Source organism: Nocardia sp. NPDC056100 (assembly GCF_042266325.1).
In the GTDB taxonomy this organism is placed as follows: Bacteria; Actinomycetota; Actinomycetes; order Mycobacteriales; family Mycobacteriaceae; genus Nocardia.
This window is the reverse complement of record NZ_JBHJVY010000001.1, coordinates 1,845,705-1,869,075: the sequence shown is the minus strand read 5'-3', so window position 1 is coordinate 1,869,075 and position 23,371 is coordinate 1,845,705. Positions and strand designations below refer to the sequence as shown.

Genomic DNA, 23,371 nt, shown 5'->3' with positions numbered 1-23,371 from the left:
CGATATAAGGAGCAGTCGTGGTCTCGAGGCGAGGCTTTCTCACCGGATTCGCCGTGTCATCGCTGGCGCTCACCGCCGGATGCGCGAGCGGCCGATCCGGTGTGCCGTCATCCGGAACCGGGGCCGAGGGAACCCGCCCGCTGCCGATTCCGCCGCTCGCGCCCGCCACCGTCGGCGCGGACGGGGTGCGCCGCTTCACCCTCGAAGCCAAGGCGGGCAGCACCGAGATGCGCGCCGGACAGTCCACCCCCACCTGGGGATACAACGGAGCCATCCTCGGCCCGACACTGCGGGCCAAGCGCGGGGAACAGGTCGCGTTCACCATTCACAACGCGCTGGCCGAACCGACCACCGTGCACTGGCACGGAATGCACGTCCCCGCCGCCTGCGACGGCGGCCCGCATCAGACCATCGAACCCGACGGCGTATGGCAGCCGAGCTGGACCGTGGAACAGCCCGCCGCCACCCTCTGGTACCACCCGCATCCGCACGGCAGTACCGAAAAGCATGTCTACCGTGGGCTTTCCGGCTTCTTCCTGCTCGACGACGCGGACTCCGACCGCCTGGAGCTGCCGAAAGACTATGGCGTGGACGATATTCCGCTGGTCATTCAGGACCGCCGTCTCACCGCCGACGGCGCGCTGGACGAATCCGATCCCAGCGATATCGGCTTGCTCGGCGATCTCATCATCACCAATGGCATTGCGGGAGCACATCTGGACGTCACCACCGAGCGGGTCCGCCTGCGCGTCCTGAACGGGTCGTCCGGTCGCCTCTACAACCTGGCCTTCTCCGATAACCGCGAATTCCAGCTCATCGCCACCGACGGCGGCCTGCTCACCGCGCCGGTTCCGCTGCGGCACATCCAGATCAGCCCCGGCGAACGCGTCGAACTGGTGGTGCAGGTGCGCGCCGGTGAACCGGTCACCCTGCGCACCCTGCCGATCGAACAGCGCGCGGGCATCAAGAAGCCCGCAGCCTTCGGCTTCGACGACACCTTCGACATACTGCGCCTGCGGCCCGCCGGGAAGCTGAAAGCATCGGCCCCCGTACCGAATTCACTGGTCGCCATCCCCGCCCTGGTCGCCGCGGGCACCCCGGCCACCCGCACCTTCGACCTGCGCTGGCACATGATCAACAACCAGCGCATGGATATGAACCGCATCGATATGACCATCCCGGTCGACACCACCGAAGTCTGGACGGTTCGCAACAGCGACGACTGGCCGCACAACTTCCACGTCCACGACGTCCAATTCCAGATCACCGCCATCGACGGCCAGACCCCGCCCCCGGAACTCGCCGGCTGGAAGGACACCGTCTACACCACCCCCGGCCCCGCCTACACCCTCGCCATGCGCTTCGCCGGTCACACCGACCCCACCTACCCGTACATGTACCACTGCCACCTCCTCATGCACGAGGACGCGGGCATGATGGGCCAATTCCTCATCCTCGCCCCCGGCCAGCAGCCCACCCCGATGACGATGGATATGCCCGGCATGGCAGGCCACGACATGCCCGCCACGACTACCCCCGGCACGGGCGGCCACGACATGCCCGGAATGACCATGCCCGGCATGGGAACTCACGGCGGGCACGGCTGACCCACGGAAGGGGAGATCAGACGCGCGAGGCGAGCATCGCGGTGCCGAGCAGCGAGGCGCTGATCGCGTCGCCGGCGTACACCCGCATCTCCGCCTCGTATTCGGCGATTGCGCGCACCGGATCGTCCTGTCCCGCAGCCAGTGCGGTCGCCAGGACCGAGGCGTCGCGCAGCGCGGTATTCGCGCCGAGTCCACCGGCCGGGCTCATGACGTGGATCGCGTCGCCCAACAGGGCCACGCGGCTGCTGGATCGAGCTTCCAGGGGAGCCGCGCTGCGAACGGTCGTGGCCGCGAACGCGTTTCGATCCGCGGCGGCGAAGACCTCGCGCAGCGCGGGATGCCAGTCGGCGGTCGCACGCTCGATCGCCGCCAGCACCTCGGCGGTATCCGCGACGTCATCGATTCCGAAGCGGTCGCGCGGGCCGAAGATCGCCCAGTACAGATAGTCCGGGACCGGCGTCAGCCCGGGCGTGAAGTTCGACTGCCGGAAGGTCATCGAATCCAGCACCGCGACGAACCCGTCCGCGAACACCACCGAGGTTCCGGTGAGCAGTGCGACGGGCACGGTTTCGCCGAGCGCACCCGTGAGCACCGTCTTGCCGTACCCGCAGAACGCGCCGGTATCGGCCGGTTCGGCATGCGGCAGCAGTTGCCGCCTGACCGCCGAACGCACTCCGTCGGCCCCGACGATGACATCCGCGTCCACCGTTGTCCCGTCCTCGAAATGCGCGGTCACGCCGTCATCGGACTCGCTGATGTGGTGCAGCGCCCTGCCGAAGTGCACCCGATCGGCGATTCCACGCAGCAGCACCTCGCGCAGTGTCAGCCGGTGCACGCTCAGATCCCCCGGCCCGTCCTCGGAGTCGATCTCATCGACTTCCGAAGGCCGCCAGGTCTCGACCGCACGCCCGGCGGTATCGCGCAGCCGGGGATCGAGGAATCGCCCGCCGGTGGTGGTGACCGCGCAGGTCGCCCGGAACAGCTCGTATTGGTCGGCGCTCAGGCAGTCGGCCAGTCCGCGCTGTCCGGTCTCGTCGATCCGAATGCGATATCCCTGGGTCCGGCTGTCCACGCCCGGATCCCGTTCGTAGACCTCGCACTCGATCCCTCGCGCGCGCAATCCCTGGGCCAGGCAGAGTCCGCCGAGCCCCGCACCGATGATCGCGATCCGCCCCATACCGATACCTCAATCTCCATTAGCGCTCCGTCACCGCACGAACCGTGCGAATTCACCCTGCGCGCCCCCGCTTGCGCCCGCCTTGCGCCGCGCTGGCATCGAAAAGCGGCCGGAATTGGCGTCCCCGCGTCGTCGCGCGCGAGACACAGGTCATATGGTGTGAGGCGAGATTGCCCGATCGGGCGGCAGTATCGGCCCAGCGGAAAACAGGGAGCAGTTCGTGACGAGCATGTGGGGCGCACCGTTGCGCACGCGGTGGCGTGGGTCGCGTCGAAACGATCCGGAACAGGCGCGTTTCCTGACCGTGGCCTCGGCCAAGTGGATGCTCGCCAATCGTGCCTACACGCCCTGGTACCTGGTGCGGTACTACCGCCTGTGGAAGTTCAAGATGGCCAACCCGCATATCGTGCTGCGCGGCATGGTCTTCCTGGGCAAGAACGTGGAAGTGCACGCCACCCCCGATCTGGCCCGCCTGGAAATCGGCAAATGGGTGCATATCGGTGACGGCAATGCCATTCGCTGTCACGAGGGCTCGCTGCGCATCGGCGACAAGGTGGTGTTCGGCAAGGACAATGTCGTCAACACCTACCTCGATATCGAGATCGGCGAATCCACCCTGGTGGCCGACTGGTGCTACATCTGCGATTTCGACCATGTCACCGATGACATCAACATGCCCATCAAGGATCAGGGCATTGTGAAATCCCCGGTCCGCATCGGCCCGGACACCTGGATCGCCGCCAAGGTCACCGTGCTGCGCAGCACCCGCGTCGGCCGCGGTTGCGTGCTCGGCGCGCATGCCGTGGTCAAGGGCGATGTGCCCGATTACGGCATTGCCGTCGGCGCGCCCGCGCGCGTGGTCAAGAACCGCAAGGACGCCTGGGACGCGGCCGCGGAGGCCCGCGAAGCCCATATGGCCGCCCTCGCCGATATCGAACGCAAGAAGAACGGCGTCGCCGCGTCATGACCAGCTATGCCGCCTTCCTGCGCGGGATCATGCCCGCGAATCCGAATATGAAGAACGAGAAGTTGCGCGCGGTCTTCGAGGGTCTCGGGTTCACGAAGGTGGCATCACTGCTCAGCAGCGGCAATATCGTGTTCGAAAGCCCCGAAACCGATGTGCCGGAACTGGAATCGCGGATTCAGGCGGCATTGCAGGCCGAACTCGGCATCGGCGGCGGCACCATCATCCGCAGCCGGGAACAGTTGCGGGAGTTGGTCGACTCCGACCCGTTCACCGGGCTGACCCATTGCCGCGAAACGTATTTGACGGTCACCTTCGTCAAGGACACCGCCGCGGGCCCGCCCGGGGCACTCGATGACACCACCGCGAAGGCGGTGCGCGTGCTCGCCTTCGACAAGCCCGCCGCCGCGGTGCTGTCGGTCATCGACAACACCGATCCCAGCACCACCAATTTCATGGCCTGGATCGAGAAGAGCTACGGCAAGGAAATCACCACCCGCACATTTCTCACCGTGCAGAAGACGCTGAAGAAGCTGGGCTGATCAGTCGCGGACGATCAGATCGGCGGTGAAAACCGCTGAGGGCGGGTTGATTCCGGTTCGAATTCGATCGATGAGCAGGCGAGTCGCGGCAACCGCCTGCTCTTCGCGTTTGGTGTCTATCGCGGTCAGCGGCGGCTGGCTCAGGCGTGCGATCATGCCGTCGGCGGTGACCAGGGCGATATCGGAACGCCCGGCCTCGGCCAGGGCCGAGGCCACCCCGCGCGCGATCGAATCCAGCGGGGCGTAGACGCAGTCGGTGTCCGGGAACCGTTGCAGCAGTTCGGCGGTCGCGATACGCCCCGCCGCCACTCGCGCCTCACCCGCATCGGTGATCTGCACCCGGGGCGTAATGCCTTCGCGCGCACACCAATCCAGGAAGGCGTGGTGGGTTCCGGCGGCGGTCTGACGTTTGCTCGCATCGACGATGAGGGCGGGGCGGGTGTGCCCGCGCGCCCGGAAATGCGTCATGGCGCAGGCGACGGCGCTGGCGCGGTCCAGGGAAACCGTTGCGACACCGTCATTCTCGGTGTCACCGCTGATGACGACCACCGGCATACCGCGTTCGGTGAGCGCGGCGACCAGTCCCTCGGCCGGATCGGGATCCACCAGCAGCACCCCGTCCACCGCGAGCTGCTGTACCCAATTCCGTTGATCCGCGGGCGGAACCAGCGTGAGGGCGTATCCCTGGGCGAGGCTTTCGGTGGCCGCCGCGGCCGCCGTGCGCATGTACCAGTCCAGGCGGCTGTCCCGATCCGCGCTCTCATCGGTCATGAGCGAGGCGACGATGGCGAGGGTATTGCCCGCCCCGGTGCGCAGCGCGCGGGCGCGCGGATCGGCCTGATAGCCGAGGGCCGCAGCGACCTCCCGAATGCGCTCGCGGGTGCGCGCGTCGATACGGCCCTTGCCGTTGAGCGCGTGTGACACGGTGGCGACCGAGACTCCGGCGGCGCTCGCGACATCGCGGATGGTGGGTCGCGATCGGGCCACCGGGATTCCTCCTGATCGAGCGTGAACGGTACGGCGTCCGATGCTACACGCTGTGCTTAAACGTTTTGGCAACAGACTTGTAAAACGGATTCACGCCACCGAAACGTGTGGCGCGCAAGCTGATCCGCAACGGTGCAAAAACGTTTTGGCACCGGGATCGGAGACAGCTGATGGCACCTCGCACCGTCTTCACCGACGCCGTGCTGTTCCCCGTGCACGATGACCGCCGCCAGCCGTATCGCGGCTGGTTCGCCGTCGACGGCGCGGGCCTGATCACCGATATCGGCGCGGGGAAGTATGTGCCGGGCGCGCAGGCCGACACCGTGGTGGAACTGCGCGGTGCGCTGGTGCTGCCGGGTTTCGTGTCCGCACACAGTCACCTGTGGCAGAGCGTATTTCGCGGCGTCGCCGACGGGTGCACCACCATGGGCTGGATCGACAAGTTGCACAGGCGATTCGGCGCGGCCCTGGAACCCGGCGATATGTACGCCTTCACCGTGCACGGTCAGCGGGATCTGCTGCGTCAGGGCATCACCACCGTCTGCAATCACACGCACGAATTCGGCGACGGCCCGGCCGAACAGTGGCAGGCCGCGCTCGACGGCGCACAGCGCACCGTCTACTCGTTCTCGCCGCCGCTGTGGCGCACGGCCGACGAAAGACTCAGCGAGCTGGACAAATTCCTGCACCTGAGCGCCGACGACCGGCACCGGGTGCTCGCGCTGTCGATGAACACCACCGCGCTGCACAGCGTCGAGCACATGCGACGGGAGAGTGAAATACTGCGCGAACTCGGTGTCGGCCAGCACGCGCACTATCTGGAGGATCCGACAGTCGCTGTCGCGCAGCAGGATTCGTTCGACGATCTGCTGGCGGGCGGCCGGGTGGGCGCGGATACCGTATTCGCGCACTTCATCCACACCACCCCGCGCATTCGCGATACCGCCGCCCGCGCCGGTGCCGCCATGGTCTGGAATCCGCTGTCCAATGGCCGCCTGGGGTCCGGAATCGCCGATATCCCAGGCTATCTCGCCGCAGGACTGCGGGTCGGCATGGGTGTGGACGGTCAGGCCAGCGCCGATGTCGGCGACCCCTTCCAGAACATGCGCACCGGCCTGTACCTGCTGCGCGCCGCCGCCCGTGATCCGAAAGCCCTTGCCGCACGCCGCATTCTGCGGATGCACACCCTGGACAGCGCCGCCGTCCTCGGCGTCGACGACCGCGTCGGCAGCCTCGAAATCGGCAAGGCCGCCGATTTCGTGGTCTGCGATCCACCCGCCCCCTACGCCCACCTGCCCGCCGATCAGCTGTGGTCGTTCGCGGTCCTGGCGCTGTCCGCCGCCGATATCACCGAGGTCCGCATCGGCGGCGTGCGCGTCAGCACCGGGCCCGCCGATCGCGACCGCGCCCTGGAAAGCGAATGCTCCCGGCGCATTTCCCGTCTCTATCAATCGGTCTGAACCGTTCACCGAAGGAGCCATCCCATGTCCGCACCCGTGGATTCCCTGCCCATCGAACGATTGGCCGCCGATCTCGGCGATATCGAATATTCGGTGGATGAGCGCGTACTGCGCGCCAAGAGCCGTGACCGCTTCGCGCAGAGCCCGCTGCTGCGCGAGGTCATGCGCGGCCTGACCGCCGATATCTATATCGCCCCCGTCTCGAAGGAGGAGCTGCGCATCGCGGTGGGTTCCTGTGCGCGCCATCGCATTCCGATCACCGTGCGCGGCGGCGGCACCGGCCAGTTCGGCCAGGGCGTGCCGCTGACCGGCGGCGCGGTCATCGATGTCACCGGCATAGTCGGCGTCCTCGGTCAGCGACTCGGTACCGTGCGCGCATTGTGCGGCACGCTGATCGCCGATATCGACGCCGAAATCCGGCCCACCGGATGGGAATTGCGCATGCACCCCTCCACCACCCGCAAGGCCACCATCGGCGGCTATGTGGCGGGCGGGCATGCCGGAATCGGCAGCTGCCAGTGGGGGATTCTGCGCGATCGCGGCAATATCACCGCCATCGAGGTGATGACGGTGGAGGAGGAGCCGCGTCTGATCGAGCTCACCGGCGACGCGGTGAATATCGCGCATCACGCGTACGGGGCGACCGGCATCATCACCGAGATCGAACTGCCCACCGCGCCCGCCTGGAACTGGCAGGAACTGGTCATCGCCTTCCCGGAGTTCGCGCAGGCCGTCCGCTTCGCCATCGATGTCTGCGAGAGCGAGGGCGTACTCAAGAAAGTCGTGTCGCCGCAACAGCATCCGCTGCCGACGCTGTATCCCGATCTGTCCCGGCTGATTCCCGAGGGCCACTCCATGGTGCTCATGATGGCGGCGGAACAGAGCATGCCCAATGTGGCCGATCTGGTCGCCGATAATTCCGGCGCGATCGTGAGTCGCTGCGATGAGGGCGCGGGCTCGTATCGCCTGCCGCTGTACGAATACACCTGGGGGCATTCGATGATGCACTTCCAGCGCAAGAACCGCGGCCTCATCGGCCTGCTCGCGCTGTATCCGCAGGACGGGCTGTACGAATCGATCCTGCGGGTGTGCGAGGATTTCGCGGATCTCGGGCCCACCCACGTGGAGATGAAGCGTTTCGACGGCGGGCTGTCCGCGCAGGGATCTCCGGTGTGGGAGTTCGAATCCCAGGAACATCTGGCCGAGGTCACCCGGCGGCTGCAGGCGGCCGGGCTCTCCATCGCCAATACCCACACCCCCACCCTGCTCGCCAGCGGTATGAAACCGTGGGCGGCCGCCGAGGCCGAGTTCAAACGCCGCGTCGACCCGTATCGCCTGCTGGCACAGGGCAAGTCGGACGATGAGGTGGAGGACGACCTCACCCGCTCCACCCAGCTCCCCAACAGCGGCTGGTCCTACCGCCTCACCGATTCCATCGGCGAATCCGGCACCGCCGCACTCGATCCGGCTCCCACCGCCGCGAATGGCGTGACTCCGGAGTCGGCCCGATGAGGGCGCGTCGAACCCCGGGCATATCGGCCCGGCTGACCGGAATCGTTGCGGCACTGGGTATCGCGGTGGCCGCCTCGCTCACCGCCTGTTCCTCCGACACCCCGGCCGCCACCGCCTTCGACGGTCCCATCGGCGCGGTGAACCTGCGCGAGGTCTGCCCCGCCACCGTCGTGGTGCAGAGCGGCTGGAATCCCGAGGCCGAGTTCGGTTTCCTCTACAACCTGATCAGCGCGCACCCGAGTATCGACGCCGGGCGCAAGGCCACCACCGGACCGCTGTTCGCACACGGTGAATACACCGGGGTGAACCTGGAGATCCGCGCGGGCGGTCCGGCCATCGGATTCCAGCCGGTCATGTCCCGCATGTACCAGGACCACGACATCACCCTCGGTTTCGTCGATACCGAACAGGCCGTGTTCGCCTCCGCGACCGCACCGGTCACCAGTGTTTTCGCCCCCATGACCAAGAGCCCGCAGATGATCATGTGGGATCCGCAGACCTATCCGGGGGTCAAGACCATCGCCGATCTCAAGGCCGCCAAGGCCAAAGTGCTCTACTTCCAGGGCGAGGCGTATATGAACTATCTAGTCGGCGCGGGCGTCCTGGACAAGAGCCAGACCGATTCCAGCTACGACGGCACCCCGTCGTATTTCGTTGCGGCGAACGGTAAATCGGCACAGCAGGGCTTCGCGAGCACCGAACCGTACGTGTACGAACATCAGGTTCAGGCGTGGAACAAGCCGGTGGCCTATCAGCTCATCGCGGATGCGGGCTTCCCCACCTACAAGTCCACCATGGCGGTGCGCAGCGGTGAGCTCGCCCAGAGTTCGGCCTGCCTGAAGAAACTGATTCCGGTCCTGCAGCGCAGCGTGATCGACTATCTCGCCGCCCCGGACGCGGCGAACAAGGTGATCGTCGATTCGGTCGCGGCCTACAACACCGGCTGGACCTACGATGCGGACAATGCCCGCTATGCGGTGCGCACCATGCTCGCCGACGGCATCGTCGGCAATGGAACCACCGGCGCGCTGGGCGGTTTCGACCTCGCGCGGGTCGGCAGGATCCTCGAGGTCACCAAGCCCATCTTCACCGCCGACGGCGTGGCTTTGGCTCCGGACCTCACCCCCGATCGGCTCGCCACCAATGAATTCATCGATCCCGCAATCGGATTGAGCAGCTCATGACGCGCCCCTCCCGGATACTGGCCCCGATCGCGGTGCTCGCCGCCCTGATCGGGGTCTGGTACCTCATCACCTACGTCGTACTGTCCCCGTCCCGCCGCTTCCTGATGCCGCCCCCACAGCAGGTGATCACCCAGGGCATGTTCGGACCGCATTCGGACCAGATGTGGAATGCGCTGGGCCGCACCGGCATTGTCGCGCTCACCGGATTGAGCATCGCCGCCGTGCTCGGCATCGCCTGGGCGGTGCTGATGGCGCAGTTCCGCTGGGCCGAGACCGCGCTGTTCCCCTATGCGGTGATGCTGCAATGCATTCCGATCCTGGCGCTGGTTCCGCTCATCGGCTTCTGGTTCGGTTTCGGCTTCCAGGCCCGGGTGCTGGTCTGCGTGCTGATCGCGCTGTTCCCCATCGTCTCCAATACCGTCTTCGGCCTGAAATCCGTCGATGCCGCGCACCGGGACCTGTTCGCGCTGCATCACGTCGGCAGGCTCACCAGGCTGCGAAAACTGGATTTCCCGGCCGCCCTGCCCGCACTGTTCGCGGGGCTGCGGATCTCGGCGGGTCTGGCGGTGGTCGGCGCGATCGTCGGCGATATCTTCTTCAAACAGGGCGATCCGGGCATCGGGATTCTCATCGACACCTACCGCGCCCGCCTGCAATCACCGCAATTGTTCGCCGCGATCATCGTCGCGTCCCTGCTCGGGGTCGGCGTCTTCACCGCTTTCGGCAGTCTCACCAGGCTCGCGGTCGGGAGTTGGTATCAGCCTGCTCGCGAATGACCCGCGCCATGATCGCTCCCGCTACGCTGATGCGGTGACTTCCGGTCTCCGCACAGTGCTGGCCGCCGCGGCCGCGCTGACCCTCACCGGCGCGCTCGCCGGAACCGCGCACGCGACGCCGCCGGACGGTGTCAGCGCGGTGATCCTGTCTCGCACCACCATCGGCGATATGGATTACATCCTGCGCGAAATCACCATCGCGCCAGGGGGTTCCACCGGCTGGCACTATCACGACGGCACGCTCTACGCCGTCTTCCGGCAGGGGCAGCTGTTCCACTACGACGCGAACTGTGAACAGGACGGCGCGGGCGGTCCGGGTACCCCGATCGTCGAGCGCGCCGGTAGCGGCAATGTGCACGTCGAACGCAATCTGGGCACCGAACCGCAGATCCTGGATGTGCTCTATGTGCTGCCCGCCGGGAGTCCGCTGTCCGAGGACGCGCCGAACCCCGGCTGCCCCTTCGAATAACGCCTACAGCGCGGCGTACACGGCCTCGATCAGCTGATACGCGCGCCGATCCCCGGCCAGCCAATCCCGGCGCAGATTCGGGATGAAGGCCATGGCGATACCGTTGTCGATATCGCCGATGCCGACCGCTCCACCCGCACCCGGATGGCCGAATACGGTGCGGCGCGCGGATTCCGGGACGATGAAGTTCTCACACGGGCGCATGAAGCCGAGGCCGAACGCGCTCTCCAACCCGAGCGCGGCGTCGACGCCGCGCACCTGTTCGCGCACCGCCACCTGAAGCAGTTCGGGGCGAAGCAGGCTGCCGCGCACCAGATCTCGATAGAACTCGGCCAGCGCCCGGGCGGTGGTGAACATGCCGACCGCGGGCCAGCCGCCCGCCTGCACCTCCGGACCGTTGTAGGAGCCCCCGGGTGCGGTGGTGCCGCGCAGCAGCATCGACTCCGGATCGCGGAAGATCTCGGCCAGCCTGGCCACCGTCGCGGCGTCCAGGGGATCGGTATCGGACCAAACCTGTTGTGCGGCAGGGGGGAATTCGCTGCGCGCGGTGCGTTCGCGCACCGCGGCATCCGCGCCGATATGCAGTTCCGCGCCCAGGCGCGCGCGGGTGTACGCGCCCACGGTCGAATCGGTATGGCGGCGAACGAGTTCGCCGACCAGCCAGCCGAATGTCAGTGCGTGATAACCGTGCCGGGTGCCCGGCTCCCATTCGGGTGTCTGTGCCGCGAGCCGCGCCGCCATCGCCCCGGCATCGGCGGCCTCGGCCACCGATACCGGTCCGTCGAAGGCGGGCAGTCCGGCCTGATGGCTGAACAGTTCGACCGTGGTGGTCGATTCCTTTCCGGCGCAGGCGAATTCGGGCCACCAGCGGGCGACCGGTTCATCCAGGCGCACGCCGTGTTCATCGGCGACCTGGAGTGCGGCGGTCGCGGTGACCGCTTTCGTGCAGGAGAACGCCACGCACGGGGTATCGCGCTCCCAGGCCCGCCCGGTCCGCGAGTCGGCGAGCCCGCCCCAGAGATCGACCAGTAGCCGATCACCGGCGTAGACCGCGACGCCCGCACCCAGGTTCGATCCGTCCGCGAAGCTCGCCTCGAAGACCTCGCGCACGCCCCGGAACGCCGGATCGGCATAGCCGTCGACTCGCACATCCATGCGGAGAATTAGAACACGTTACAGTTCTGTGCCGCCAGTGATCCCATGGGAAAGTCCGGCGCGCGGCGCGCCGGACTCAGTACGGCTGGTTCGGATCCCGTTCCGGCAGTGGGCGTTCCACGATGACCGGGCGGCCGATCGGATTGCGCACCCCGCGCTTGGCGGACTGGTAGACCAGCGCGGTCTCCTGCGCCACCACATCCCAGGCGAAATCGGCGGTCAGGCGTTCGCGCGCGGCCCAGGCCCGATCCTGCGCGGCGGCCGGATCGTCGAGCACGGTGCAGACCGCCTCGACAATGCCGTTCACATCGGCGGGTTCGAAGGACGCGCCGGTGACGCCGTCGGTCACCAGATCACCGAGACCACCGGCGGTCGAGGTGACCAGCGGAGTGCCCGCGGCGGCGGCCTCGAGGGCCACGATGCCGAACGGCTCGTACCGGCTGGGCAGCACGATCGCGTCGGCGCTGTGCAGCCAGCCGAGCAGATCGGTGTGATCCAGGCGGCCCACGAAATTCACCGCGCGCGCGACCCGATGGGCACGAGCGCGCTCGCGCAGCCAATCGATCTGGGTGCCGATACCGGCGACGGTCAGTGTCGCGCCCGGATGCGCCTTGCGAATGCGCGGCAGCGCGGCGATCGCGTCCTGCACGCCCTTCTCGTATTCGAGCCGCCCGACGTACAGCAGTCGCGGCGGACCGGACAGCGGTGCGCGCTCGCGGAAGGTCCACGAGCTCACGTCGATACCGTTGCGGATCACCGTGACCGGCGTCCGCTCGGGGTTGTAGAGCCGCTCGACCTCGTCCTTCATCGACTCAGAACAGGTGATGAGCGCATCGGAATCGTGCGCCAGCCACCATTCGACCGAATGCACCTGCTTGTTGACCCGGCCCGACACCCAGCCGCTGTGCCGTCCGGCCTCGGTGGCGTGAATGGTCGACACCAGCGGCACGTCATAGTGCTCGGCCAGCGTGATCGCCGGATGCGCGACCAGCCAGTCGTGCGCGTGCACCACATCGGGGGTCCAGCCCTCGCCGATGCCCGGCTTGTTCAGCGCGATGCCCGCGCGCACCATGGCGTGTCCCATGGCCAGGGTCCAGGCCAGCATGTCCGTGCCGAAATCGAAGACCGGCGGGTCCTCGGCCACCGCGACCACCAGCACGCCGTCCTCGATGAACGAGTGCGTGGGGTGCGTGGTGGCGTCACTGCCCATGGGGCGGCGCGCCAGCACGACGACCTCGTGCCCGGCGGCGGCCAGCTCGGTGGCCAGGTGATGGACGTGGCGGCCCAGCCCACCGACTACGACGGGTGGGTACTCCCACGACACCATCAAAATCTTCATTGGGGTCCTTCTGAAGCGGGGCCGAGCCTGCGCGCGTCGAGCGCCGGGAAGAATCCGTCGGCCGCGTACCATCCTGCCGCCAACTGCTCCGCTTTGGCGAGTTGTCCGGCCGCCACCGCGGCCGCGATCTCGCGCACGGCGTGCGCGTGTTCATGGGCTCGGTCACGCGCGTAACCCGCCGCGGAATCCTTGGAAACCATGAACGCCCAGTCGCTGGAGACGGTCAGAATCGCCTCGCGCAACAGCTGATCCGCGACCCGGTCGCGCAGCCCGCCGAAGCTGGATTGCCCATCGCCGGAAGGGATTTCGACGCGCATCTTGTCCAGGGTGTCGAGCGCGAGCCGCACGATTTCGGCATTCAGATCGACCAGATCCTGGACCTGATCCCCGGCCCACACCCGCCAATCCTTGCCCGAACCCCATGACGAGTCGCTGAGCTGCACGGATTCCCCGACATAGCCGTTGGCGCGGGCATCGGCGAGGGTGCCGACATTGATGCCCGCCTCGGGCAGCGCGCGCAGCACCTGCTCCAGCCACTGCGGACCCTCATGCCACCAGTGGCCGAAGAGTTCGGTATCGAATGCGGCCACGACCAGGGCAGGACGGCCGATGCGCGCGGATTCGGAAATCAGGCGCTCGCGCACGGTCGCCACGAAATCGGCGACATCGTGCTCGATGGCCGCCGCGGCGAGCGCGGGATCGTAAGGGGCCTTTTCCGGACCGGACACCGTCTTGCCCGTCACCCGGGACGGTTTGAGACCGGTGGCGTGATCATAGTGATGGAAATCACGGTACGCGGCATGCCCCGGATACCCGGATTTCGGCGACCAGACGCGATAGCTGACGTGCAGATCGCGTCCGAACGCCACCACATCCGAATCCCACACCGGGCGGCCCAGGGTGGTGTCACCGCGCAGTGCGGGACCGTCGACCATGAAGTGCGTCACACCGGCGGCGTCGTATCCGCGTTCCATTCCGGGCGTGAATCCGCATTCGGGGGCCCAGATTCCGGTGGGGGTGTGACCCCAGCGCTGCCGGGCGTCGGCCAGGCCCTCGCTCAGCTGATAGGCGCGCAGGCGCTCATCGAGCAGCGGCTGGAACGGATGCGCCAGCGGACCGCCGAGCAGTTCGATCGCCTCGGCATCGATGAGTTCGCGCCACACCGGCGACGCGCCGTGCCGCCACCGGGTTTCGAAGTCCTCGAGGGATTCGCTCGCGAGCCGATGCTCATGACTGCCCAGTGCGACATTCCCGGACATGGACGCCTCATCGGCGCGCAGTCGCCAATTGCCGAGCCAGTGATGCATACCGGACAGGCTGTGCGGGTCATCCAGCTGCGCCGCGAGCACCGGCGTGATGCCCAGGCTCAGCAGATGCGAACGCCCTTCCGCCGCAAGGGTTCTCAGCACCTTCGCGACGGGAAGATAGGACGCCGCCCAGGATTGGTACAGCCATTCCTCGCCGACCGGCCAGCGCCCATGATGCGCCAGCCACGGCAGATGCGAGTGCAGGACCAGCGTGAACTGGCCCGGCACGGGAGTCGCCTTACCGCTCACGGTTTCACCGCGATGGCCACCAGATCGAGGCTGGCGTCGATATCGGAGTCGGAATCGGCGAGCAGTTCGAAGTCCTCGGTGCGCACCGCGGCGACGTCGGCGGCCAGCTCCGCGGGCCAGGGCTCACCCGCGATGGCGCGCTCGATCTGCGCGTCGATGATCGACCCGCCCCACTTCTCATCGAGCGCGGTGATGGCCGCGCCGTGGAATACGCCCGCCATCAGCTCGACCTGGAAACCGGCCTCGACGCAGAGTTCGGTCAGTTCGGCGGCATTGAGTTCGCGGGTGTGGAACGGATTCAGCGGGGTGTCGCGGCCGGGCGAGAAGGTGATCCGGTTCGGCGTGCTGATCAGCAATTTTCCACCGGGCTTGAGGACCCGCAGGCATTCGCGAATGAACTGCGACTGATCCCAAAGGTGTTCGATGACTTGGAAATTCACCACGACATCGACCGATTCGTCGGCCAGCGGCAGATCGGCGAGATTGCCCTGCACCATTTCCACGGCCGGGTACTTGGCGCGCACATGCGCGACGGCGCTGTCGTCGTAATCGAGTCCGGTCACCTTTTCGGCAACCCCGGCGATCATATTGGCGCCGTAGCCTTCTCCCGATCCGGCCTCGAGCACGGTCTTACCGGCGCAGTGCTCCAGCAAACGCGCATAAGCGATTTCGTGCCGGCGGAACCAGTAGTTCTCCTCGGCAATACCGGGCACCGTCCGTTCACCGGTCAAAGGCAGCGGATCGGTGTGGTTTTCGGTGGGTATCACGGCCTCGCTCATTGGATCGACGTTAGCGGTTGCCCATATCACAGCGACGACCGGATCGGCCGATGGAGAACATCACAGCCTAAGTTACCCACGAGTAACTTAACGTAGGGTAATCTCCAGCGCGAGCTACTTGTGGACGTACGGCCAGCAGATCGTGCGACCGCCACACCCGTGCCATCAGAACAGGAGGTCGACGAAGACCCATGCCGAACATCGTCGTACTGATCAAGCAGGTTCCTGACACCTGGTCCGAGCGCAAGCTGACCGATGGTGACTACACCCTCGACCGCGAGGCCGCCGACGCCATCCTCGATGAGATCAACGAGCGCGCCGTCGAAGAAGCGCTGCTGATCAAGGAGGCGCAGGGCGGCGAGGTGACCGTGCTGGCCATGGGCCCGGCCCGTGCCACCGAGGCCATTCGCAAGGCGCTGTCGATGGGTGCCGACAAGGCCATCCACATCAATGACGACGCGATCCACGGCTCGGACGCCGTGCAGACCGCCTACGTGCTGGCCGCCGCTCTCGGCCAGATCGAGGGCATCGAGCTCGTCATCGCCGGTAACGAGGCCACCGATGGTCGCGCGGGCGCGGTTCCGGCGATCATCGCCGAGTACCTGGGCCTGCCGCAGCTGACGCACCTGCGCAAGCTGACCGTCGACGGCGACCGCATCTCCGGTGAGCGTGAGACCGATGAGGGCGTCTTCAAGCTCGAGGCCTCCCTCCCGGCCATCGTCTCGGTCACCGAGAAGATCAACGAGCCGCGCTTCCCGTCCTTCAAGGGCATCATGGCCGCGAAGAAGAAGGAAGTTCAGACCTTCACGCTGGCCGATCTGGGCGTCGACCCGGAGACCGTCGGCGTTGCGAACGCCGGCACCCAGGTGACCGGTGTGACCCCGAAGCCGGCGCGCACGGCGGGCGAGAAGATCGTCGACGAGGGTGAGGGCGGCCAGCAGATCGCCACCTACCTGGTCGGTCAGAAGATCATCTAAAGCCCCCGAGCCCAACGAACTTCAGGAGAGAAAGACAATGGCAGAAGTACTTGTGCTCGTGGAGCACGCCGATGGTGCGCCCAAGAAGGTGACCACCGAACTCATCACCGCCGCCCGTGCGCTGGGTACCCCGGCCGCCGTCGTGGTCGCCGCCCCCGGCACCGCCGACAAGCTGGCCGACGCGCTGGCCGCCGCCGGTGCCGAGAAGATCTACGTCGCGGAATCCGATGAGGCCGAAGGCTTCCTGGTGACCCCGAAGGTCGACGTGCTCGCCGGTCTGTCCGAGTCCGCCGCCCCGGCCGCGATCCTGGTCGCCGCCACCGCCGACGGCAAGGAGGTGTCGGGCCGCCTTGCCGCGCGCATCGGCTCCGGCCTGCTCGTCGACGTCATCGCGGTCGACGCCGACGGCACCGCGCAGCACTCCATCTTCGGTGGCGCGTTCACCGTGGCCGCCAAGGCCACCGGCGATGTGCCGGTCATCTCGGTGCGCCCCGGCGCCGTCGAGGCGGCCCCGCAGGCCGGCGCCGGCGAGAAGGTCGTCGTCGAGGTTCCGGCTCAGGAAGAGGGCGTCACCAAGGTCGTCTCGAAGGAGCCGGTCGCCGGTGGCGATCGTCCCGAGCTGACCGAGGCCGCGATCGTGGTCTCCGGTGGCCGTGGCGTCGGTTCGGCCGATAACTTCGGCAAGGTCGTCGAGCCGCTGGCCGACGCCCTGGGTGCCGCCGTCGGCGCTTCCCGCGCCGCCGTCGACTCGGGTTACTACCCGGGCCAGTTCCAGGTCGGTCAGACTGGTAAGACGGTCTCCCCGCAGCTGTACATCGCCCTGGGCATCTCCGGCGCGATCCAGCACCGCGCGGGCATGCAGACCTCGAAGACCATCGTCGCTGTCAACAAGGACGAGGAAGCCCCCATCTTCGAGATCAGCGACTACGGCATCGTCGGCGACCTGTTCAACGTCGCCCCGCAGCTGACCGAGGCAGTGAAGGCCCACAAGGGCTGAAACGCTTCGCGCTGAGCGCACTTCGATCGGCCCCCGGCTTTCGAGCCGGGGGCCGATTGGCATTTCCGGCCTACCCGCCGGGACCTGGCCGAGCCGGACATGTGAAGATCGTCAGGCTTGTCGAGGTTCGCGAGGTGTTGCGCCGTGGGGCGACGTGGAAGAGAAGAACCGTCGGACGGGCGTGCCGATGCCGGGACGGCCGATGCCCCCGGACTGCCCGGATTGCCGGATATCGTCGCCGCGTTCCATTGGGACCTGGCCGAATGGCTCGGCACCGATGCGCTCCCCAAGGTGTTCGACCGCATCTCCGGTGCGCTGGACGAGGCGTTCACCTCGGTGGTGACCACCGGGCACGCGGTGGATCGCGAGACCCTGTTGGGCGGACTGTGGTCGGCGCGAAACCTGCAGCCCGGGTTGGCGATCGAGATCTCCGAGGTCCAGGAGATCGCCCGCAGCGGCAATCTCATCGTGCTGCGCTTCGTGGCCGAGAACATCGTCGGCGAGGCCAAGACGCGCCGGACGGTGACCGCGGTCCTGGTCACCGACGGCCGCACCTATCTCTGGCGGACCGTGCACGAGACCGCGGTTCCGGACTGATTCCGACGATGTCCGCGCCCGCGCTGCCACAGCTTTTGGGGGCAGTGCGGTTTCGTCGAGTCCCATCCTGTGAAATGGCAATGCTTTAGATTTTGGGCACCGCGAGATTCGCGGACCTGTATCGAAAGTTGTTGTGCTATGCGCTCTCTCGTTATTTCCGGATTCGCCGCCGCGACGCTCCTGATCGGCGCCGGGGCCGCCACCGCCGCCCCTGTCCCGCTCCAGCCCGCGGACGCCACCGCCGCCCAGGTCGCCGATCTGACCACCGGGAGCACCGGCATCGACTTCCTCACCGGCTCGGCCCGTTCCAGCCTCATGAACGGCGACTGGTTGTCGGGTTCGGCCGCGCCCATGGTGCTCGGCTCGCTCGCGCTGGGCTGCATTCTGCGCAATGTCTGCATGGGAAACGGCTAGGCCCATGACCGCCGGAGCGCGGTGCTCCGGAAATCTGGCAGGCTGGATTGATGTCGATCATGCTGCCGCCCGAGGTCGCGGAGAATATCGCCGAGGTGTTCGAGGAACGCGGGCGCCAATGGCTGGCGGATTTGCCGAAGGTGATCGCCGAGCGGTGTGCCGCTTGGGAATTGGAGGTCATCGGTGAGGCGTTCGGGGGCGGGACGCATTCCTATGTCGCGCCGGTGCGGCGGGCGGACGGATCGGTCGCGGTCCTGAAGATTCCGGTGATCGATCCGGAGAACCTGGGCGAGGCGGCGGGGCTGTACTGCTATCGCGGGGAGGGCGCGGTGCGACTCCTCGAATTCGACCCCGGCACGAATTCGCTGCTGCTGGAATGGGCGAAGCCCGGTAGTCCGCTGCTCGTGCAGCCGGGCTTTCCGAGTTTGGAAGGGCGGCCGGAGAATATCGGCCTGATCGAGCAGGCGTGCGCGCTGTATCGCCGATTGCGGCGCGAGCCCGCGGATGTGCCCGCCGAATTCCCGCCGCTGCCCGAGGCGGCGGGAATGGTGGCCGAATGGGTGGAGATGTTCACCGCGCCGGAAGCCGATATCGCACAGGTGATTCCGGATCGGCTGCTGGTTCGCGCGCGGGAATGGTGTGAGCGGCTGGCGGTGCCGGACGGTCCGCTGCTGGTGGTCAATCGCGATACCCATCTGGGCAATATCGTTGCCGCCGAACGGGAGCCGTGGCTGCTCATCGATCCCAAGGCGTATCTGGGCGAGGCCGCGTTCGACGCGGGCTTCCTGGTGATGATCCAGGTGCAGAGCGATCCGGTGGCCGAACACGCGGTGGCGGTGGTGGATCGGACCGCGGTCGCGCTCGGGGTGTCCGCCGAGCGGGCGCGGGGCTGGGCGTTCATGCGCGCCATGGAGGAGATCGTCTGGGCCGTCGAGGATGACGAGCCCGACGATCTGCGACTGCATCTCGCGGTCGCCCACGCGCTGATCTGACCGTCAGCGGTTGTGCTGATCCTTGTTGACCAGATAGCCGACGGTGGTCGGAATGAACAGCGCCAGACCCCACGGCACCGCCACCCAGAACGGCCAGAAGTAGCCCATACCGGTGGCCAGCCAGATCAGCGTGACCAGGATGCTCACGAAGACCCAGGGCGTCCACATGATCTTGACCCAGGTCGGGAAGACGCCCGGATCCTTGGCGCTGGCGGGTCCGGATTTGGAATTGCGCTGTGCGGGAAGGTCGGACAGCACCGGCGTCAGTTCGCCGTAGGTCTTGGCCGCGTAGACCTGCTGCACACGCTCGTCGAATTCGTGCAGATTGATCCGGCCGTCATCCATGGCCGACCGCAGTTTGGTGACTATCTGTTCGCGGTCGGCATCGGAGGCCCGCATGTTCTCCTGGCTCACGATCCTCAGCGTAGGGCGGCACGCGGCCGTTCGCTGCCCCGATTGTGCAGGGGAGTAGGAAAATTCACGCGCAGTGCAGGGCGGCCAGCAAGGTGGTCAGGATGGGGGAGGGGCGAATATCGCTGCGCACCACCGCCGATACCGGAATTCGCAGTGGATGTCCGGTGAGCCGCAGCGTCGCGATGCCCTCGGTGTGCGAGTCCGCGTACAGGATGGTCCAGGCGTCCGGCCGATTGATGAGTTCCATGGTGGCGGTGTGGTCCGGCGGAATGGGCGGCCCGTACGCGGGACCGGTGGGCAGATCGGCGAAGGCCGAGCGCACCACATTGTGCAGCAGCACCTGATCGTGTTCCCCGGGTAGTAATAGCGGATACGCACCGAGCATGGCGAGCGTCACATCCGTGCGCCCGGCCAGGGGGTGCGCGGTGGAGGTGGCGATGACGAGGTCTTCCACCCAGAGCTTCTCGACGGTCAGTCCGGGCTGATCCACGCTGCCCCGGATGAGAGCAAGATCACAGTCGCCGTCCGCGACCGCCTGAATGCGCTGGCGGAACGGTTTGATGACGAATTCGATTTCCGCACCCGGATGCGCTTCCCGCGCTCCGGCGATGGCGGAGAGCGATCTTGTTGCGAAGCTCATATTGGCGGCGAGGCGAATTCGTGGGCCGGAGGCCCGTACAGCTGCGCGAATGGCGGATTCCAGGCTCAACATTTGCTTCGCAAGGGGAAGTAGCCGAGTGGTCGCGTCGGTGGGTACGACCGATCTTGTCGACCTTTCGAAGAGGGGTACGCCAAGATCGCGTTCCAGTCGCGCGATCTGATGGCTGATCGCTGATTGCGAAATGAAACAGCGGGTGGCCGCGCGGCTGAAGCTGAGCTCCTCGCATACGGCCACGAAGTAGGCCAGCTGTCGCAGCTCCACGGCACTTCTCCAATTCATGATCAATCTAGATAAGAGTCATATTGATTATGCGCCCTGACCCCTGGAACATTCACGTTCCGAATCGCGGTTACTCATGAGAGAAGGAGGCTGTCATGTCGTTCGCGGGTGCGGGTGTAGAGACCGTAGAGGTCGTCATTGTTGGTTCGGGCTTCGGTGGGCTTGCCGCCGCCAAACAGCTCAATAAGTCGAAGGTTCCCTACGTCCTTATTTCGAGTACCCCCGAACACCTCTTCCAGCCGCTGCTCTACCAGGTCGCTACGGGTGTGCTGGGCTCCGATGAGATCGCCCCGCCCATCAAGAACATCCTCGATCATCACCGCAACGGTCAGACCCGCGTCGGCAAGGTGACCGCCATCGACGCCGAGAACGCGATCCTGACCTACGAGACCGCCGAGGGCCCGAAGCAGATCCGCTACGGCTCGCTCATCGCGGCCACCGGCGCCAGCCAGTCCTATTTCGGCCGTGACGATTTCGCGGACAAGACCTACTCGCTCAAGACCATCGACGATGCGAAGGCGCTGCGCGCGCAGATCGATCGCGTCTTCACCGAGGCCAAGACCGCCGATCCCGAGACGCGCCGCCGCCTGCTCAGCTTCGTGGTGGTGGGCGCGGGCGCGACCGGTGTCGAGGTCGCGGGCCAGCTCAAGGAACTCGCCAAGCGGTACTACGACACCGATGATTCGGTGGTCCTGGTCGAAGGCGCGGGCGTGGTGCTTCCCCCGTTCGGAGGCGGACTCTCGGAGTACGCGAAGGGCTCGCTCACCAAGAGCGGCGTCGAGGTGCTGACCGATACCTTCGTCACCGATATCGACGAGGGCAAGGTCACCGTCAAGAGCAAGGACGGGGTGGAGCGCGGTATCGCCGCGGAGACCGTGGTGTGGTCGGCGGGCGTGCAGGTGGGCGGTTTCGCCGAACTGCTGGCCGAGGCCACCGGCTGCGAAACCGACCGTGCCGGAAGGCTGCTCATCAATCCGGACTGCACCGTCGGCGGTCACGCCGATATCTACGCCATCGGCGATATGACCTCGCTCAAGGGCTATCCGGGCCAGTCGCCGGTGGCGATGCAGGAGGGCCGCCACGTCGCGGACATCATTCGCGGCAAGAAGCAGGCGGCCACCGAATTCAACTACTGGGACAAGGGCAGCATGGCGGTCATCAGCCGCTTCAGCGCCGTCACCAAGCTGAACGACAAGATCAAGTTCACCGGCACCCTGGCCTGGTTCACCTGGCTCGCCGTCCACCTGTTCTACCTGGTCGGCTTCCGCAACCGCTTCGCCGCGGTGTTCTCCTGGCTGGTCGCCTTCATCGGCACCGGCCGCCCCGGTTTCGCCGAGGTCGAAAAGACCACGGAGGCAAAGGCTCTGGAACCGCCTCGCGCGGCCTGACCCAGCCCCCGTCCCGAGCCGCCCGGTAGTCCCCACCGGGCGGCTCCTTTGTGCCCGAAACCTGTCGGTGCCCCTCGGTAAGCTGCGGTTATTCGATGGGGAGGAGATTCGAATGGGGAACGGAACTTTCTGGGAGCGAGAGCAGTTGGCGCCCGGCACGCCGGAAACTCAGCTGTGGAAATCGTTTTCGGCGGCGTTGGGTCGGACGTTGTTCAACCTTCCGGCGCAAACCCACCTGTTCCTCACCGCGCGTGAGTTGTCGGCGCAATTCGTGCGGGGAAGCGATGAGCTCTACTGCGAGGTCGTGGTCGACGTCGGTGAGCGGGAGGCGGCGGCCGTGGGGGCGTGGCTGACCGCACAGGGCTGGGACGAGCCCGATCCCGATGCTCCATACAACTGGCGTCGCGGATTGCCATGCACCGCGTTGGTTTCCGACTATGAGCAACTGGCCACGCTCGTGGTAGCGGTGCAGCGTGAAGTCCAGAGGTTATGGCTGCCAGTGGAATTGACGGCGGAGACCCGGACCGTCGATGCGCGGCAGGCGACTTCGTCTGCGGTCGCGGATCCGCTCGCCGATGTGTATCCGTTGCTGAAGCCGGGCAGCTGGCCTGATGCCGCGCATGCGCCGCACTTCACCTTCGGGTCGGAGCAGCAGCGCATCGTCGTCTCCTACGCACACGATCGGCCCGATTCGTATCAGGCGATCCTTGATGGTCATCCGGAGGCCGATGATGAGCGGTTGCCGGCTCGGGCCATGGCCAATCTTGCCGCGCTGCACTACAAGTGGCAGTTCACCGAGTTGCAGTGGCTGCGCATCGCCCACTTCTCCGGGTACGACTTCGCCGCAGAGAAGCTGTTCGATCCGGCCGCCATGCGCGAGGCGCATCGACTATTGGGAACCGGGGAGATGATCGTCTCGGTGCCCCGACGCACCGTGCTCTACGCCTTCCCGCACAGCACCCTGGACACGATGGAGTCGACGCAGCAGATGCTGCGCTTGGTCGAGCGCACCTATGCCGACGATTCCCACGGCCATGCCGTGATCACCCCGCTGCTGTTCGTGGTGCGGGACGGTATGCCGGTCAGTGTGCTGGATCCCGCTGACCAGGCTCCCGCCCGCAGGCATCATCGGGCGCGCTAACCTG

23 protein-coding genes are annotated in these 23,371 nt (G+C 66.7%); 15 read left to right on the top strand and 8 right to left on the bottom strand.

What is annotated here, in order from left to right; all coding sequences use genetic code 11:
• The first annotated feature begins 17 nt into the window (after window positions 1–17).
• Window positions 18–1,607: a multicopper oxidase family protein gene (locus tag ACFC0O_RS08675; RefSeq protein ID WP_375955004.1), complete on the top strand. Its 1,590-nt coding sequence runs from the start codon at window positions 18–20 to the stop codon at window positions 1,605–1,607.
• Window positions 1,608–1,623: 16 nt separating this feature from the next.
• Here the strand turns inward: ACFC0O_RS08675 and ACFC0O_RS08670 are convergent, their stop codons facing one another.
• Window positions 1,624–2,784 (bottom strand): FAD-dependent oxidoreductase, encoded by a 1,161-nt coding sequence (locus ACFC0O_RS08670; protein WP_375955002.1) that lies wholly within the window; start codon window positions 2,782–2,784, stop codon window positions 1,624–1,626.
• A 220-nt stretch (window positions 2,785–3,004) separates the two neighbouring features.
• On the opposite strand from ACFC0O_RS08670, the gene ACFC0O_RS08665 reads away from it, so the two are divergent.
• Both ACFC0O_RS08665 and ACFC0O_RS08660 read left to right on the top strand, forming a co-directional pair.
• A complete protein-coding gene (locus tag ACFC0O_RS08665; RefSeq protein WP_364630022.1) occupies window positions 3,005–3,751 on the top strand; it encodes an acyltransferase in 747 nt (248 codons plus the stop codon).
• Window positions 3,748–4,290 carry a DUF1697 domain-containing protein gene (locus ACFC0O_RS08660; RefSeq protein WP_364630025.1) on the top strand — a complete coding sequence of 181 codons (543 nt, stop codon included), beginning with the start codon at window positions 3,748–3,750 and terminating at the stop codon, window positions 4,288–4,290. The genes ACFC0O_RS08665 and ACFC0O_RS08660 overlap by 4 nt, the downstream gene beginning before the upstream one ends.
• Here the strand turns inward: ACFC0O_RS08660 and ACFC0O_RS08655 are convergent, their stop codons facing one another.
• On the bottom strand, window positions 4,291–5,277 hold the full coding sequence (locus ACFC0O_RS08655; protein WP_375955000.1) for a LacI family DNA-binding transcriptional regulator: 987 nt from the start codon (window positions 5,275–5,277) through the stop codon (window positions 4,291–4,293).
• A gap of 170 nt (window positions 5,278–5,447) precedes the next feature.
• On the opposite strand from ACFC0O_RS08655, the gene ACFC0O_RS08650 reads away from it, so the two are divergent.
• From ACFC0O_RS08650 to ACFC0O_RS08630, 5 genes are read left to right on the top strand one after another with little or no spacing between them, the layout of a single operon-like run.
• Window positions 5,448–6,737, top strand: a complete 1,290-nt coding sequence (locus ACFC0O_RS08650) for an amidohydrolase family protein (RefSeq protein WP_375954998.1) — start codon at window positions 5,448–5,450, stop codon at window positions 6,735–6,737.
• A gap of 24 nt (window positions 6,738–6,761) precedes the next feature.
• The gene (locus tag ACFC0O_RS08645) at window positions 6,762–8,249 is read left to right on the top strand and encodes an FAD-binding oxidoreductase (RefSeq protein ID WP_375954997.1); all 1,488 of its coding nucleotides are present in this window, start codon (window positions 6,762–6,764) and stop codon (window positions 8,247–8,249) included.
• On the top strand, window positions 8,246–9,433 hold the full coding sequence (locus ACFC0O_RS08640) for an ABC transporter substrate-binding protein (protein WP_375954995.1): 1,188 nt from the start codon (window positions 8,246–8,248) through the stop codon (window positions 9,431–9,433). The genes ACFC0O_RS08645 and ACFC0O_RS08640 overlap by 4 nt, the downstream gene beginning before the upstream one ends.
• Window positions 9,430–10,209 carry an ABC transporter permease gene (locus ACFC0O_RS08635; protein ID WP_364630040.1) on the top strand — a complete coding sequence of 260 codons (780 nt, stop codon included), beginning with the start codon at window positions 9,430–9,432 and terminating at the stop codon, window positions 10,207–10,209. Before ACFC0O_RS08640 ends, ACFC0O_RS08635 begins: the two co-directional genes overlap by 4 nt.
• Before the next feature lie 34 nt (window positions 10,210–10,243).
• Window positions 10,244–10,678, top strand: a complete 435-nt coding sequence (locus ACFC0O_RS08630; RefSeq protein WP_375954993.1) for a cupin — start codon at window positions 10,244–10,246, stop codon at window positions 10,676–10,678.
• Between the two features lie 3 nt (window positions 10,679–10,681).
• On the opposite strand, the gene ACFC0O_RS08625 is transcribed toward ACFC0O_RS08630, so the two are convergent.
• The 4 genes from ACFC0O_RS08625 to ACFC0O_RS08610 all read right to left on the bottom strand — a co-directional run bounded on the left by ACFC0O_RS08625 (window position 10,682) and on the right by ACFC0O_RS08610 (window position 15,507).
• The gene (locus ACFC0O_RS08625) at window positions 10,682–11,833 is read right to left on the bottom strand and encodes a serine hydrolase domain-containing protein (protein ID WP_375954991.1); all 1,152 of its coding nucleotides are present in this window, start codon (window positions 11,831–11,833) and stop codon (window positions 10,682–10,684) included.
• 76 nt (window positions 11,834–11,909) lie between these two features.
• Window positions 11,910–13,172, bottom strand: a complete 1,263-nt coding sequence (locus ACFC0O_RS08620; RefSeq protein WP_375954989.1) for a glycosyltransferase family 4 protein — start codon at window positions 13,170–13,172, stop codon at window positions 11,910–11,912.
• On the bottom strand, window positions 13,169–14,728 hold the full coding sequence (locus ACFC0O_RS08615) for a 1,4-alpha-glucan branching protein domain-containing protein (protein ID WP_375954988.1): 1,560 nt from the start codon (window positions 14,726–14,728) through the stop codon (window positions 13,169–13,171). Before ACFC0O_RS08615 ends, ACFC0O_RS08620 begins: the two co-directional genes overlap by 4 nt.
• Window positions 14,725–15,507, bottom strand: a complete 783-nt coding sequence (locus tag ACFC0O_RS08610; protein ID WP_375954986.1) for a class I SAM-dependent methyltransferase — start codon at window positions 15,505–15,507, stop codon at window positions 14,725–14,727. The genes ACFC0O_RS08615 and ACFC0O_RS08610 overlap by 4 nt, the downstream gene beginning before the upstream one ends.
• A 191-nt stretch (window positions 15,508–15,698) precedes the next feature.
• Here ACFC0O_RS08610 and ACFC0O_RS08605 point away from each other — a divergent pair, with 191 nt between their 5' ends.
• The 5 genes from ACFC0O_RS08605 (at window position 15,699) to ACFC0O_RS08585 (ending at window position 19,484) form a co-directional block, all read left to right on the top strand.
• The gene (locus tag ACFC0O_RS08605) at window positions 15,699–16,484 is read left to right on the top strand and encodes an electron transfer flavoprotein subunit beta/FixA family protein (RefSeq protein WP_364630058.1); all 786 of its coding nucleotides are present in this window, start codon (window positions 15,699–15,701) and stop codon (window positions 16,482–16,484) included.
• 37 nt (window positions 16,485–16,521) lie between these two features.
• A complete protein-coding gene (locus ACFC0O_RS08600; protein ID WP_364630061.1) occupies window positions 16,522–17,481 on the top strand; it encodes an electron transfer flavoprotein subunit alpha/FixB family protein in 960 nt (319 codons plus the stop codon).
• 144 nt (window positions 17,482–17,625) lie between these two features.
• Entirely contained in the window at window positions 17,626–18,078 is a 453-nt protein-coding gene (locus ACFC0O_RS08595; RefSeq protein WP_375954984.1) for a hypothetical protein, read from the top strand.
• 138 nt (window positions 18,079–18,216) lie between these two features.
• Complete coding sequence (locus tag ACFC0O_RS08590) at window positions 18,217–18,492, top strand: hypothetical protein (RefSeq protein WP_375954982.1); 276 nt, start codon at window positions 18,217–18,219, stop codon at window positions 18,490–18,492.
• A gap of 50 nt (window positions 18,493–18,542) precedes the next feature.
• A complete protein-coding gene (locus tag ACFC0O_RS08585) occupies window positions 18,543–19,484 on the top strand; it encodes an aminoglycoside phosphotransferase family protein (protein ID WP_375954981.1) in 942 nt (313 codons plus the stop codon).
• 3 nt (window positions 19,485–19,487) lie between these two features.
• On the opposite strand, the gene ACFC0O_RS08580 is transcribed toward ACFC0O_RS08585, so the two are convergent.
• Together ACFC0O_RS08580 and ACFC0O_RS08575 are read right to left on the bottom strand one after the other, a co-directional pair.
• On the bottom strand, window positions 19,488–19,898 hold the full coding sequence (locus ACFC0O_RS08580; RefSeq protein ID WP_375954980.1) for a DUF1707 domain-containing protein: 411 nt from the start codon (window positions 19,896–19,898) through the stop codon (window positions 19,488–19,490).
• A gap of 64 nt (window positions 19,899–19,962) precedes the next feature.
• Window positions 19,963–20,820, bottom strand: a complete 858-nt coding sequence (locus ACFC0O_RS08575; RefSeq protein WP_364630076.1) for a LysR family transcriptional regulator — start codon at window positions 20,818–20,820, stop codon at window positions 19,963–19,965.
• Between the two features lie 113 nt (window positions 20,821–20,933).
• Here ACFC0O_RS08575 and ACFC0O_RS08570 point away from each other — a divergent pair, with 113 nt between their 5' ends.
• The gene (locus tag ACFC0O_RS08570) at window positions 20,934–22,226 is read left to right on the top strand and encodes an NAD(P)/FAD-dependent oxidoreductase (RefSeq protein WP_364630079.1); all 1,293 of its coding nucleotides are present in this window, start codon (window positions 20,934–20,936) and stop codon (window positions 22,224–22,226) included.
• A gap of 112 nt (window positions 22,227–22,338) precedes the next feature.
• The gene (locus tag ACFC0O_RS08565; protein ID WP_375954978.1) at window positions 22,339–23,367 is read left to right on the top strand and encodes a hypothetical protein; all 1,029 of its coding nucleotides are present in this window, start codon (window positions 22,339–22,341) and stop codon (window positions 23,365–23,367) included.
• Window positions 23,368–23,371: the final 4 nt, after the last annotated feature.